Consider the following 13,829-nt stretch of genomic DNA (forward strand, 5'->3'; position numbering starts at 1 on the left):
TGAGTTTATAAAAACGAGCGGGCGATGGTATCAATAATATAACGTGAAAAATAATATTATGAACGCTGATAATAGACACTAGTGACATTTCAACTTTTGAGTGGCGAGTATTACCTATCAATATTTGTTGAATGTATAACCGTTGATTATATAGAGAATAAGCTTACTAATAAAGCTTGTAGACACATTCAAAAAAATAGACGATATCGATTGATACCGTCTATGCTATTTTAACCTACTGTATAAAAGATTGCTGTCTAACAGTATGAATCAAAGGTTTACTTATCTATTAACGTCAACAATCGTTTTTCAGCAGCGACTATTTTTCAGAATCAGCGGTTTGTGAATTGAGCGCATTAAATTCGTCAAATGCTCTTTCTTCTTCTGCTGTCATCGTCGGCTCTTCAACTTCATGTTCGTCGGGCTGCTCAAATTCCTCAAGTACTGGCATCAGCAATGTCGCTTGTGCAAGCGGTAATACATCGGTGGGCTTGAGATTGGCTTGTCCGAGTAGTTGTCTTAGTCTATCGCTTGGTAAGCGAATCGTCAAGCACTCATGGCCGCTATCATCATAGCTTTCTTCTTCAATAACACCAAGCTCGTACAAGGTGTTTTTTAACTGTCCTGCATGATAGGGTAGCGTCAAATCAAAAGTGGTCAATGTGCCAGTTAGTAGCTGCTGCACGGCGAATGACAACTCTTCTATGCCTAAGTTCTCTCTAGAAGACACATAGACACGATTAGGTTGACCTTCGCTAGCATAACCAATATGTGCAGGCTCGTCAGTCAAATCAATCTTATTATAAACATTGAGTACCGGCACATCGTTATCAATCTCAGCCAGTACCTCTTTGACCGCCTGAATTTGCTCATGCATATCTTCACTAGAAGAATCGATGACGTGTAATAATAAGTCCGCCTCTAGCGTCTCTTCTAGCGTTGCATGAAAGGATTCAACCAATTCATGCGGCAGATGACGAACGAAACCGACGGTATCAACCAAGACTACACGTCCCACACCTTGCCAGTCTAAGCGGCGTAGCGTTGGATCGAGTGTCGCAAATAGCTTATCAGCTGCATATATATTTTCATCGACTAAGCGATTAAATAAAGTGGATTTGCCCGCATTGGTATAACCAACCAGTGAGATAGTCGGTACGTCTGATTTTTGGCGACGTGCCCGGCCCTGAGCACGAGTCTGTCTGACCTTCTCAATTTTACTTTTGAGCTGCATGACGCGCACTTGTAGCAAGCGACGATCGGTCTCAAGCTGGGTTTCGCCGGGGCCACGTAAGCCAATACCCCCTTTTTGACGTTCCAAATGCGTCCAACCACGGACCAAACGTGTCGATAAATGGTTCAGCTGAGCTAGCTCTACTTGTAGCTTACCTTCGTAAGTACGAGCCCGCTGAGCAAAAATATCCAAAATCAAACCAGTACGATCCAAGACGCGGCACTTCACCAGCGCTTCGATATTACGCTCTTGTGAAGGCGACAAGCTGTGGTTAAACAGTACAATATCCGCATCATGCTCGCGCACCAGTTCTGCAATTTCCTCCGCTTTACCGCTACCAACGAAATACTTGGCGTCAGGGCGTGCACGTGAGCCTGTGACCAGTGCCAAGCGATCGGCACCTGCTGAATCCGCCAACAATTCAAACTCATTGAGATCATCAGGATCTTGAATTTGGCGAATGTCTAAATGTACTAAAATGGCGCGCTCGCCACCTTCATGTCTTTCAAAATAATCCAAAGAGTATCACCTATTTAATAAAGTAAATATATCGCTATTATCAGTTCAGTATACTTTGATATAGCGTTCATATGATTGTCTATATGTGGTCTTATCACTTGATATTAAAGGGTATGAGCACAATTAGCGATGGTTTTATGTTACAGCGATGACTGGGATTAATTTTTTATAAAACTGCTTTATTGCCCGTTTGTATAAAAGTGAGCAGCCACTGAATGGACACCCTATCACTGAGCGTATGAACTTTGTTATACTGGGCTCGTTTTTTTGACTATTAAACACCCGTTATTTAATCATGAGGGCGAAGATGAGCCAAGCTAAATCAAGCTTTTCACTCAGACGACAGTTGGGGCGCGGTAAGCAAATTGCTGGCATGACCACCACCATCGCTGGTGGTATGCGTGCCGCTCAACGCATTGGGGCATTCAAGCAGCCACCGCGCGAAAAACTACCACGCTATATTCAAACGTTTTGTCGCAAGATGGCAGGCTCATTTGGGGTCAAGGTCGTTGAGGTGGAACCTGTAGAGCAGCATCACGGCTTGTGGGTGTCAAACCATGTGTCATGGATGGATATTCCTGTCGTTGGTACCGTGAGTCCAGCATTCTTTTTATCCAAAGCTGAGATTGGTGAGTGGCCTGTGTTTGGCAAGCTCGCGCATGCGGCAGGCACGCTTTTCATCGAGCGTGGCTCCGGTGATGCAGGCTCAGTGTCATCGCAAATAGCTGATTTCTTAGCCAAAGGTTTTTCGGTGATTTTCTTCCCTGAGGCGACCACCACCAGTGGCAAAAAAATCAAGCGTATTCATGGGACATTGCTCCAGTCAGCGATAGATGCTGATGTGCCTATCAGACCCATTGTTATCGCTTATGTCGATAAAGATGGCACGCTTAGCGACGCGCTGCCATACTATGGCAAGATGACAATGACCGACAGCATGAAAAAAGTGCTCGATAGCAAAGATGTCACCGCGTATGTATTGCCATTGGCACCGATAGATCCAAAAGGCTGTACCAAAAGCGAGCTGACCAATTTGTTGCAAGCACGTATGCAAGAAGGGTTGGCAGAACTGCATTCACGAGTACTTCGTGTACCCGTTGAAGATTGATTATTTATAGCTAAACTAGCTTAGTTAATAAAAAGGCGCAAATCGCGAGTTATATATATGACTGCGATTTGCGCCTTTTTTGTGTCTATAATAAATGCAGGTGTAGCAATTTATAGACCGCTGATCTAGATCGAACTAAGGGGATGGATTGGGATGCTGCGCGTGTACCGCTTCAATCGCTTCCAATACATCTGCTGTTAGCTCCACATTGACACTATCAATGTTTGATTTGAGCTGTTCGGTTGTCGTCGCGCCAATGATATTGCTGGTGACAAAGTGACGTGAATTGACAAAAGCCAATGACATTTGCGCCATGTCCAACCCAGCATCAGCGGCGATCTTTGCATATTGCTCGGTCGCTGATACCGCTTGCTCATTGGTATAACGGGCATAGCGATCATACATCGTCAAGCGTGCGCCATCTGGACGCTTGCCATCGAGATATTTACCAGACAATACGCCAAAACCAAGTGGCGAGTAAGCAAGTAGCCCCACGTTTTCGCGATGGGCAATCTCAGCCATACCAACTTCGTATAAACGGTTTAATAGGCTATATGGGTTTTGCACCGTGATAGGCGCGATCAAGCCATTTTTGTCCGCTTCCCATAGATAGCGCATGAGTCCCCATGCCGTATCGTTTGATAAACCATAAGCACGAATGCGACCTTTTTTGATTTCATCATTTAATGCTTGAATGGTCTCTAAAAATGGCGTTAAGTCATCTAATGACTGTGCTGCCATGTCCTCTGTATAGCCGCGCTGACCAAAAAAGTTCGCTTGACGTTCAGGCCAATGCAGCTGATAAATATCGATATAATCGGTTTGCAAGCGCTCAAGATTGCCGTCAATAGCGCTGCTGATATGCTGCGCGTTAAAGCGTGTTTGACCATCACGCAAAAAATCCATTGGTGATATTTTGCTGGCAAGGATGACTTTGTCACGCTGTTTGGTTTTATCAAACCAAGTACCCATGAATCGTTCGGTATCACCTTGTCTGTCTTTATCTGGTGGTGATGGATACATCTCTGCTGTATCCCAAAAGTTGACGCCTTCACTCAGTGCCATATCCATCTGGGCGTGTGCCTCAGCCTTGGTGTTTTGCTGTCCCCAAGTCATCGTACCTAGACAGATCTTAGATACTTTTTCATCGAATTGCGGTAACGTTGTATATTGCATTCGATTGTCCTTTCTCGTTTTTTATTGTGGATTGTGCGTTTGGACAACTACATAAGTTGTATACCAGTGACGCCAGGTGGTGTGACCTTAAAGATTTTTACTTTAAATAATACGTCTTGCCCAGCCAGCGGATGATTGAAGTCCACTTCGACTTGGTCATCATCAATGGCGCTGATCGTACCGGGCAAGGTATTTTTGCCTTTGTCTTCGAATTCAACCATCATACCGACTTCTGGATTGTCAGCGACGAGCGCAAATTGAGTACGGCTAAAATGTTGGATGTTTTCAGGATTCCACTCACCAAATGCTTGCTCTGGCTCAAGGTGAGCTGTGCGCGTGTCGCCTGCGCGTAGATTCATAAGTACCTGCTCAAACCCTGGCAACAAGCTTTCATCGCCGATAGTCAAAGATACGGGCGCATCACGACTAAACGTTGAGTCAATGACCGTGCCGTTTTCTAGTGATACTTCAAAGTGTAGGCTAACAAGGCTACCAAAGGTGATGCGCGTGTCTTCATTTGGATTAATAAATTGAGATTGAGTCATAATAAAAAGCCATCGGTTGCTGGAATAAAAGAATAGAAAATAATGAGTTGGATTGCAGTGTTTTTAACTAGACTATTATAGTGTAAGAAATAATAAGCCATCTAAGGCCAGATGTAAGCGTCAATAATGTAACGCAGATGGTGTACTATAATTGGCAATTCTAAAAGATATGAGGTGTCGGTGGTGAATAAACAACAAGGCACTGTCAAAAAATGGCAGGACGATAAAGGGTTTGGCTTTATTGAAACTCAAAACGGTGACTCTGTCTTTTTTCATGTGAGTGAATTTAAAGCACGCCGTCGTCCCAATGTTGGCGAGCAAGTCGTCTTTAGTATCGGACAAGACGATCAAGGGCGCTTGCGGGCAACAGAAGTACAAGAGCTGTACTTTGTACAACAAAAAATGGCACAAAAGAATCAGCAAATCCGTCAGCGCAACCAAAAACGTAGCCATCAGGCAGAGTTTGAAGCAGGACAAAAGAAACGCTCGTTTCTTGGACTGGCTTTTTATAGTGTTTTAGCTCTATTGGCAGCAACCGATAAACTGAGCTGGCTAGTAGTCGGCTGGTATGCTGCACTAGGGTTAATCACTTATATAATGTATGCCAAAGACAAAGCCGCTGCGCAAAGTGGCGACTGGCGTACACCTGAGTTTACATTGCACGTGCTGAGCGCGCTTGGCGGTTGGGTAGGGGCGTTATTGGCTCAGACGTATCTGCGGCACAAATCACAAAAGCCTGAGTTTCGAGTGACTTATTATTTGACCGTCGTTGTGAACATGGCAGGGTTACTGTTTTTATTGGCAGGTGGTGGATTGGCATTTTTGGAAGGGCTATTATCAACCTCTTTGGTTATAGAATCGTTCTGATATGGAATCATGACATTGAAAATGACGTGCTACATTGATCTGATAGTAGCCAGACTATACAAGCCTATTGATTATTTTTGTGCTAATACCTGTTTATAAACGGCAGCATCTTTGTCCGAAAAGCAGCAAAAAATCACATCACAAAGTGAGAAATCATCGGCTTGCTTAAGATGGCTGAATATAAAATCTATAACAGTATTAATGGCTATCTCAGTTGCTGGCTCTAATGGATAACCGTAAACGCCTGTACTGATGGAAGGAAAGGCGATACTGGCAAGGCCTTGCTCAGTCGCTAATATCAAAGATTTTTGATAACAACTGGCGAGCAGCGCTGACTCCCCTCGATTGCCACCATGCCAAATAGGGCCGACCGTATGAATCACATACTGTGAGGGCAAGTTAAATGCTGGGCTCATTTTGGCATCGCCTGTTTGACACCCATTCAATGTACGGCAATATGTCAGTAGCTCAGGGCCTGCGGCTTGGTGAATCGCACCGTCCACACCGCCGCCACCCAGCAAACTTGAATTGGCCGCATTAACGATGGCATCCACGTCTAGCGTGGTAATGTCTGCTCTCAATACCGTTAACGTCACTGACTTCTCAGTGCTTAAGGGCCCGTTATTCGCTGTATCGGGGATGGTGATTTGCTTTTGGAAAATAGGGTTTATATGATTGGTTAACATAAAAATTCCTTTTAATCATTTGTCTTTAATAGAGTCTGAAGGATTCTTGGTACTTACTTGTATATTGTGTGAGTACGATAAGTGGGACTTTTTACATATGGGTGTATGAATCATACAAAAAATTGTTTAAGTCATCAAAATCAACAGCTAAAAAAAGGTGGGTTACGACTGCGTAACCCACCTTTTTAATTTATCAATTAAATTAATATCTCTAACTATAGACGGTTATGACCGTGGCATTTCACGCTTCCTTTCCAAAAACAGCATATCGATGACAATCAGTACAACCCCGAGAGAAATCCCAATATCTGCAATATTAAAAATGGGATAATGCCAAACATCAGCATAATGCACATGGATAAAGTCAATCACATGACCATGTAGTAAGCGGTCGATCAAATTACCAAGCGCACCGCCTAGTACCATGGCAAGTCCAAGCGAGAGTAGCGTGGCTTTGCGAGGTGCTTTGAGTAAATAGATGATCAGAAACAGTGACATGAGTAATGCCAGTCCTGAAAAAAACCACTTCTGCCAACCGCCAGCATCTGCCAAAAAGCTAAATGCCGCCCCGTAATTATAAGCCAATGTCCAATTGAGAAATGGCTCAATCACGGGCACTGGGTCATGAAAGGTCAGCTTGGTTTCTGCCAGCCACTTGGTCCACTGATCTATGACAATGATAACCAATGCCAGCCCATACCACATAAAAGCGCGACTGCCATTGGCCACCAGTTTTGGTGTCTTCTTTGTTGACTTGCTCAGGCGGCCTCTAGGCGTGGTTGAGCTACCTGTGGTCGCATGAGCAGGCTTAGGCGAATGATCAACCTCAACCTGCGAGTCATGCGGGCTTTCAGGTGAATCCGTTGGGTTAGGCATAATGACGTACCTCGCCGTCACCACTGACGTTGGTCACGCAGCGACCGCATAGCTCAGGATGGGCGCTATCTGTGCCGATATCATCACGGATATGCCAGCAGCGTACGCATTTAGTACCAGTGGCAGCGCTAACTTGTACCACTAGATCTACAGCCTCTTCTGTATTCGTTTCGGTTGCTTCATCTACCTGTACGATGCTATCAGTAGGTGCCTCGCTCATAGGTTCGAGTGTTGCATTGCTAGTAATCAATACAAAGCGCAGCTCTTCATCAAGCTTGGCTAGACTTTCATACATGGCACCGTCAGCGTATAGGCTCACATCGGCAGATAAGTTGGCATTGATAATTTTTTCGCCACGTGCGGTTTCGATGTGTTTGTTTACCATGTCTTTAGCAAACATAATACGCTGCCAGTCATCATTGCTGATAGCACTTAGCTCAAACGCTGGGAACTCGTACCACTCTTGGGTAAACACGTAGCCGCCTTTATCAGCCTCACGTTGGTTCAGTACTTCCCATGCCTCTTGCGCCGTGAATGATAAGATCGGTGTGATCCAGCGAATCAGCGCATGAGCAATATGGTAGATTGCCGTCTGGGCAGAGCGGCGCGGCTGACCGTCTTTTTGGGTGGTGTACTGACGGTCTTTGATGATGTCTAAATAAAAACTGCCCAAGTCCTGCGAGCAAAACGCGGTCACGTGCTGGGTGACTTGGTGAAAGTCCATCGCATCATAGGCACTGATGATTTGCGCTTGTACGGTTTGCGCGCGCTCAATGATGAATTTATCAAGACTGACCAGCTCGTCCATCGCTACACTGTCGGTTGCAGGATTGAAGTCATCAGTATTGGCCAGTAAGAAACGCAAGGTGTTACGAATACGGCGATACATATCGATCGCGCCTTTAAACACCGTCTTACCTGCGCTCATCTCATAACGATAATCGCTGGATGCAATCCACAGACGCAACATGTCCGCGCCCGTTTTGTTGATCTCTTCTTGCGGCGTGATGATATTACCCAATGACTTACTCATCTTACGACCGTTTTCATCGACCACAAAACCATGGGTCAGTACTTGCTTAAACGGTGGGCGCTCATACATGGCCTCTGACGTCAGTAATGACGTTTGGAACCAGCCGCGATGTTGATCAGAACCTTCTAAATACATGTCAGCTGGGTTGGTCAATTCATCGCGTTGCTCAAGTACGGCGAAATGCGTCGTGCCTGAGTCAAACCACACGTCCAATGTGTCCGTTGCTTTGTCATAATCAGCCGCTTCGCTACCTAAGAAGTCCTCGCAGCTGGCGTCAAACCACGCTTCAACACCGCCCTCAGCGATTTTTTGCGCCGCAGTTTCCATCAGCTCAAGCGTATTTGGATGCAGCTCGCCTGTTTCTTTGTGCGTAAAGAACGTAATCGGCACGCCCCACGTACGCTGACGTGAGATACACCAGTCAGGGCGACCATTCATCATCGCTTCGATTCTATTCTGCCCCCATGCAGGTGTCCAGTTGACCGATGGAATATCAGCAAGGGCGCGAGCACGTAGACCTTGGGTTTCCATATTGATAAACCACTGCGGGGTCGCACGGAAAATAATCGGTGACTTGTGACGCCAGCAATGTGGATAGCTGTGTTCAATTTTGGTATGGCTGATTAGATGGCCATTGTCATGTAGGGCAGCGATGATTTTTGGATTGGCTTTATATATGTGCTCGCCTGCAAATACTGCCGCGCTATCTAAATAAACGCCCGTACCGCTCACTGGGTTTTCCACTGGTAAGTTGTATTTTAGACCAACGATATAATCGTCGAGACCATGACCGGGTGCAGTATGTACCAAACCAGTACCACTATCGGTGGTCACATGATCGCCCAAGATGAGCGGCACTTGGCGGTCTTCAATCAATGGATGCTGAGCGCTCAATCCTTCAAGCTCACTGCCTGATACGGTCGCGAGGACGCCTTTATTCTCAAGTTTGAGTTCACTTAGCGCAGTTTCAACAAGATCAGCTGCTAGTAGCAGGTTGCCTTTTTTGGTCGCAACCACGCTATAGTTATGCTCAGGATGGACTGAGATGGCTTGGTTAGCAGGCAGTGTCCACGGCGTGGTCGTCCAGATAACCGCAGCGATGTTGTCTGCGATACCTGCCAATGCGGTCACTTTATCCGTGCCAAGTACATCAAAGCTGACATAGATCGCGTCAGAGACTTTGTCTTGATACTCTACTTCAGCTTCCGCGAGAGCTGAGCTACAGTCCAAGCACCAGTTGACTGGCTTCATACCACGAGTCACATGACCATTGTCATAGATTTTGGCAAGCGCGCGCACGATGTTGGCTTCCTGCGCAAAGTTCATAGTCAGATAAGGATTGTCCCAATCACCGAATACGCCTAGACGCTTGAAATCTGCCTTTTGTAGTTCAATCTGAGTGTTGGCGTATTCGCGGCATAGACCACGGAATTCGGTAGCAGACACTTTTTGACCGACTTTGCCGACTTTGGCTTCGACTTTTTGTTCGATTGGCAGACCATGACAATCCCAACCAGGGACATAAGGCGCATCAAACCCTGACAAGGTTTTTGATTTGACAATAATGTCTTTTAGTACTTTATTGACCGCGTGACCCAAGTGAATCTGACCGTTGGCGTATGGAGGGCCATCGTGCAAAATATACTTAGTCGCACCAGCACGCGCCTGACGAATTTTACCGTACACGTCATCTGCTTCCCAAGCAGCTAACCAATCTGGCTCGCGCTTGGCAAGGTTTGCGCGCATCGCAAATGGCGTATCCGCAAGGTTCAGCGTGTCTTTGTAATCTTGGCTTGGTGTGTCAGTGCTTTTATCAGTCATAGAAGGTATCTTTTTAAAAGGTAGGTTTGTGTGTCGGTTAAAACCGGCTACAAGGCTCGATGTTCAACGTATTTCAATATAGTGCTGAGGTTAATGCTGTGTCGATAATACTTAATTACTAATAATAGTAGGTATATTGCTCATCATAGTCGGTTTATCAACCGTCATGTCAATAAATACCCATTGTTGCTCATTAGTCCACAAATAGTTACGTCAATAATAAATGGTAACGAGACGATTGCAACATAAAATATGCTAGTAAAAATAATTCAAAAAAATATTTAGATCGGCAGCTATTATATGACAAAAAGAGTAGGGTAAAAAGAGCTGAGCAATTGCATCCTCATTTTGATCAATATCAACTGTTTATCTACGTTGCATGTCGTTGATGAAAGTATAACGATGACCTCTTCGCAAGATAATTTATTAAAAAATAAAGTCAGGTTCAGCCGCTAAAAAACCGATGCTAACCATAAGCGCAGTTTTAACGACCATAGTGGCTGAATACCTGTTAGCCCTTGTGTCATCTTGCCATTCTCTAATACCACATAGGATGGTGTGACTTGTCCTTGCCAATCCGCAAAGATATCACCTTCTTGGTCATTTATCGCGGTGAAGTCAAACTGATGCTGATCGAGGTAGCTGCGTAGCTCTTGATTTGAGCCTGACTGCACAGCGATAGTGATGACAGCATGATCGTTTGTCGCTGCTAGCCTATTTATCGTTGGCGATGTGACGCTACAGACCGAGCACCATGTCCCCCAAAAATATATCAGTGTTGGCTGCTGGCGACTCAGCTCGGCCAAATCCACCGGTTGCCCTTGATAGTCCATTAATTGCAATTGCGGATCGGCTGGCATGACAGGCTGTCGCCACCAGTTGACCACACTATAAATCACCAAAAATATCACCCCATAGAGCAGTGCTGTCTTAAGCACAGACAGGATGCGCTGTTTGGGTGTTTTTTTCGGTTTTTCGAGGGTTTTGTCGATGCCAATATCAGTCGTCATAGGGGCTGCTTTTATACTTTTATGTGTTGATAGATAAAAATAAACGGCTGATGATGCAGCCGTTTATTGGATTAAAAAGTCAGTAGGGAGTTATAGCAGATACGTTATTATGGCTTTTGCGCACGATTCTGCAATGGATCACCAGTAAGCACACTGCCTGAGTTTTCGCGGCGTTCTTCGTCACTTAATTTGCTTGCAGGAACTTTGGATTTACGTTTCCATTTTAAACTAAATAAGTCATCACGGCGGTCGATCAGGTTGTGCACTGAGCCTTCGTGACGCACGTGAGTCAACTTATCTAAGTTGACATCAGAGAAGAAAATCATCTCGGTATTGGGCGTGGTCTCTGCCATGATGGCATCATGTGGGAATGCAAAATCTGACGGTGAGAAGATAGACGACTGTGCGTACTGAATATCCAAGCTTTCGACTTGTGGCAAGTTACCTACCGAGCCGCAGATCATGACATAGCATTCGTTTTCAATGGCACGTGCTTGGGCACAATGGCGTACACGCAAATAGCCGTTTTTGGTATCTGTCCAGAAAGGCACGAACAAAATATCCATATCATCAAGTGCTAACAGGCGTGCAAGTTCAGGGAACTCAACGTCATAACAGACCAAAATACCAATACGCCCCGCATCGGTGTCAAAGACCTGTACTTTATCGCCACCTTCAATGACCCACGCGCTACGCTCATGCGGGGTGATATGAATTTTGCGTTGCTCTTCAACCGTACCATCACGGCGGCACAGATAACTGACATTGTACAAGGTATCGTCTTCGTCTAATAAAGGCATAGAACCTGTAATGACATTGACGTTGTAACTGACGGCCAAATGCGAAATTTCATTTTTAAACCATTCGGTATAATCGGCCAAAAAGCGAATGGCGATGTTTTGGTCAGTAGACTCGCACAAGCCCATCAGCGGCGCATTAAAGAACTCAGGCAAACAAGCAAAGTCAGAGTTATAATCGGCCATCACATCGACAAAGAACTCCACTTGCTGGAGCAGTTCTTCTGGCGACTCGACCTCACGCATCTGCCACTGAATACCACCGATACGCACCTCAGATTTACGCGTATTGGGCTTATAATCTTTTGGCTCATAATAGATATTTGACCACTCAAGCAAGGTGGCAAACCCTTTCGATTGTTTGTCATCTGGTAGGTAAGCGGTCAAGATACGCTTGACGATAAACCCGTTTGACAACTGAAAAGACAATGCAGGGTCGTGAATTTCGCGGCTCTCAACAGCGTCAATATATTCGCCTGGGCTTAAGTCTTGGTGGTTATGGTAGTTAGGAATGCGGCCACCCGCCAAAATAGCGCGGAAGTTGAGCTGACGACACAGCTCTTTGCGTGCGTCATAGAGACGGCGACCGAGACGGTAGCCACGATAATCAGGGTCAATCAGCGCATCCAAACCATAAATAGCATCACCCTCAGGGTTGTCTCTAATGATTTCTTTTTGTCCAATCAAATCATCATAGGTATGCGGGTTAGAAAATTTGGCATAATCAACACGCATGGACAGTACAATACCAATTAATTGATCATGGTCAAACAGCGCAATCTGCCCTTCAGGAAAGGCGTCTATGAGCGTATGAATGGTGTTTTTTGACCACGCGCCGCCTAGGTTGACGTAGACGCGATCCATCAAGGCTTTTAACTGGGGGTAGTCTTTTTTCTTGATCTCAGCGATCGTGAGATGAAAGTCATCTGTTTTTTCAATTTTACTCATGATATTCCTATATTAAATCTCTACTAAATTTGAGTATGCGTAATGCAATGATCCTAAGCACTCGATTTTGTCAATTTTTATGAAAAAAAACCAATAAGAATATTCCAGTAGTCAGATATAGCCTTTACAATAATTATTACCCTATTTACAATAGGTTATAGCAATATTTTATGCCATGTTACTCAGTGTATTTGAGGTTTATTCTGACTGATATAGAGGAATAAACCTTAGTAATCATTGCCTGCCGTATCACTTGGTTTTTTATTGGATTGTTAATAACGAAATACAGGGTTGTCCAATGCCTTTATAACGGCGACTGTTTTGCTATTTATTATCTAAATATAAAATCTAAGTAATATTTATTAGTATCATTCATTTTGCTTGCTATGATAGCAAGCTATATAAGTAATAATAGTCTCACGTAGTAACTATTTGCTACGTTTTTGTGAGTCTGCAGCTTTATCTACTTCAGGCATAGTATCGTCTTGCTTGTTTCATTTGGCCGGCGTTATCGGCTTTTAGGATTATTTTATTATGCCCTTAACTCGTAGCAATAGAATCAAGCAATGGGATGCAATACAAGAGTCAGCACTGGTTCAATTGGTCTATGTCAGTACGCTAACGCTCGGTTCACGCCTAAATACCTCTATATTTGAGGATATAGAGTCCCATGCTCGCGATTATAATGAGCAGCATGGTATTACTGGTACATTATGTTATGGCAATGGTCAGTTTTTGCAGTGTATCGAAGGCGAAAAAAGACATGTCCTTGCGCTACAAGAGCGTATTTTCGCTGATAATCGTCACAGAAATATCGAAGTGCTTTTACTACAAGAGATTAATCATCGCAGCTTCTCAGACTGGCGCATGCGTCTGCTGTTTTTGGAGCGCTGGCTATGGTCGCCTGCCACCAAAGAACAAGCAGCGCAGTTGTCACTATTTCTACCGTTTGCGCCGCACGGTTGGTCACCTGATCGTACTGAGCAATTTTTGCAAATTATCAAAAATTTCGACACCCCGCCACATATCAAAGCAGCGGGCATTACTTATAATGCGCTAGGCAATATGTTCCGCCATATGGCGGCACCACATCAAGCCTTTTTGATTGTCCAAGGGTTTCTTAGTATCTTGCTGGTAGTGGGGTTGATGTTGCTATACTGGTAAACCATGTACCTTTACAAACGATGATCTGATGAATAAAAAAAGACG

The 13,829-nt window shown here is 44.7% G+C and carries 11 protein-coding genes; 3 read left to right on the forward strand and 8 right to left on the reverse strand.

Going from position 1 to position 13,829, the window contains the following annotated elements:
- Positions 1-319 precede the first annotated feature (319 nt).
- A complete protein-coding gene (hflX, locus tag CUR83_RS03035; RefSeq protein ID WP_284719054.1) occupies positions 320-1,753 on the reverse strand; it encodes a ribosome rescue GTPase HflX in 1,434 nt (477 codons plus the stop codon).
- A gap of 307 nt (positions 1,754-2,060) precedes the next feature.
- On the opposite strand from hflX, the gene CUR83_RS03040 reads away from it, so the two are divergent.
- The gene (locus tag CUR83_RS03040) at positions 2,061-2,861 is read left to right on the forward strand and encodes a lysophospholipid acyltransferase family protein (RefSeq protein ID WP_071002279.1); all 801 of its coding nucleotides are present in this window, start codon (positions 2,061-2,063) and stop codon (positions 2,859-2,861) included.
- 135 nt (positions 2,862-2,996) lie between these two features.
- On the opposite strand, the gene CUR83_RS03045 is transcribed toward CUR83_RS03040, so the two are convergent.
- Both CUR83_RS03045 and CUR83_RS03050 read right to left on the reverse strand, forming a co-directional pair.
- Entirely contained in the window at positions 2,997-4,037 is a 1,041-nt protein-coding gene (locus tag CUR83_RS03045; protein WP_071002278.1) for an aldo/keto reductase, read from the reverse strand.
- A gap of 47 nt (positions 4,038-4,084) precedes the next feature.
- Entirely contained in the window at positions 4,085-4,582 is a 498-nt protein-coding gene (locus CUR83_RS03050; protein WP_186475099.1) for an FKBP-type peptidyl-prolyl cis-trans isomerase, read from the reverse strand.
- Positions 4,583-4,765: 183 nt separating this feature from the next.
- Between CUR83_RS03050 and CUR83_RS03055 the strand changes: the two genes are divergently transcribed.
- Entirely contained in the window at positions 4,766-5,449 is a 684-nt protein-coding gene (locus tag CUR83_RS03055) for a DUF1294 domain-containing protein (protein ID WP_277077309.1), read from the forward strand.
- Between the two features lie 71 nt (positions 5,450-5,520).
- Here CUR83_RS03055 and CUR83_RS03060 read toward each other — a convergent pair whose 3' ends face one another.
- From CUR83_RS03060 to CUR83_RS03080, 5 genes are all read right to left on the reverse strand, one after another.
- Positions 5,521-6,135: an O-acetyl-ADP-ribose deacetylase gene (locus CUR83_RS03060; RefSeq protein WP_277077310.1), complete on the reverse strand. Its 615-nt coding sequence runs from the start codon at positions 6,133-6,135 to the stop codon at positions 5,521-5,523.
- A 225-nt stretch (positions 6,136-6,360) separates the two neighbouring features.
- Positions 6,361-7,011: a signal peptidase II gene (gene lspA, locus CUR83_RS03065; protein ID WP_284719055.1), complete on the reverse strand. Its 651-nt coding sequence runs from the start codon at positions 7,009-7,011 to the stop codon at positions 6,361-6,363.
- Complete coding sequence (gene ileS, locus CUR83_RS03070) at positions 7,004-9,865, reverse strand: isoleucine--tRNA ligase (RefSeq protein WP_284719056.1); 2,862 nt, start codon at positions 9,863-9,865, stop codon at positions 7,004-7,006. Before ileS ends, lspA begins: the two co-directional genes overlap by 8 nt.
- A gap of 452 nt (positions 9,866-10,317) precedes the next feature.
- Positions 10,318-10,875, reverse strand: coding sequence for a protein disulfide oxidoreductase (locus CUR83_RS03075; protein WP_240365921.1), 558 nt, complete (start codon positions 10,873-10,875; stop codon positions 10,318-10,320).
- 107 nt (positions 10,876-10,982) lie between these two features.
- Positions 10,983-12,620, reverse strand: a complete 1,638-nt coding sequence (locus CUR83_RS03080; protein WP_223334891.1) for a carbon-nitrogen hydrolase family protein — start codon at positions 12,618-12,620, stop codon at positions 10,983-10,985.
- Between the two features lie 534 nt (positions 12,621-13,154).
- Between CUR83_RS03080 and CUR83_RS03085 the strand changes: the two genes are divergently transcribed.
- Positions 13,155-13,784: a BLUF domain-containing protein gene (locus tag CUR83_RS03085; RefSeq protein WP_284719057.1), complete on the forward strand. Its 630-nt coding sequence runs from the start codon at positions 13,155-13,157 to the stop codon at positions 13,782-13,784.
- Positions 13,785-13,829: the final 45 nt, after the last annotated feature.

This window comes from Psychrobacter pocilloporae, assembly GCF_029872915.1.
GTDB classification, from domain to species: Bacteria; Pseudomonadota; Gammaproteobacteria; order Pseudomonadales; family Moraxellaceae; genus Psychrobacter; species Psychrobacter pacificensis.

Excerpts from the sequence above, each read along its gene's own strand:
- CUR83_RS03040 (WP_071002279.1), top strand. The coding sequence starts at position 2,061 with ATGAGCCAAGCTAAATCAAGCTTTTCACTCAGACGACAGTTGGGGCGC.
- CUR83_RS03045 (WP_071002278.1), bottom strand. The coding sequence starts at position 4,037 with ATGCAATATACAACGTTACCGCAATTCGATGAAAAAGTATCTAAGATC.
- CUR83_RS03050 (WP_186475099.1), bottom strand. The coding sequence starts at position 4,582 with ATGACTCAATCTCAATTTATTAATCCAAATGAAGACACGCGCATCACC.
- CUR83_RS03060 (WP_277077310.1), bottom strand. The coding sequence starts at position 6,135 with ATGTTAACCAATCATATAAACCCTATTTTCCAAAAGCAAATCACCATC.
- lspA (WP_284719055.1), bottom strand. The coding sequence starts at position 7,011 with ATGCCTAACCCAACGGATTCACCTGAAAGCCCGCATGACTCGCAGGTT.
- ileS (WP_284719056.1), bottom strand. The coding sequence starts at position 9,865 with ATGACTGATAAAAGCACTGACACACCAAGCCAAGATTACAAAGACACG.
- CUR83_RS03075 (WP_240365921.1), bottom strand. The coding sequence starts at position 10,875 with ATGACGACTGATATTGGCATCGACAAAACCCTCGAAAAACCGAAAAAA.
- CUR83_RS03080 (WP_223334891.1), bottom strand. The coding sequence starts at position 12,620 with ATGAGTAAAATTGAAAAAACAGATGACTTTCATCTCACGATCGCTGAG.
- CUR83_RS03085 (WP_284719057.1), top strand. The coding sequence starts at position 13,155 with ATGCCCTTAACTCGTAGCAATAGAATCAAGCAATGGGATGCAATACAA.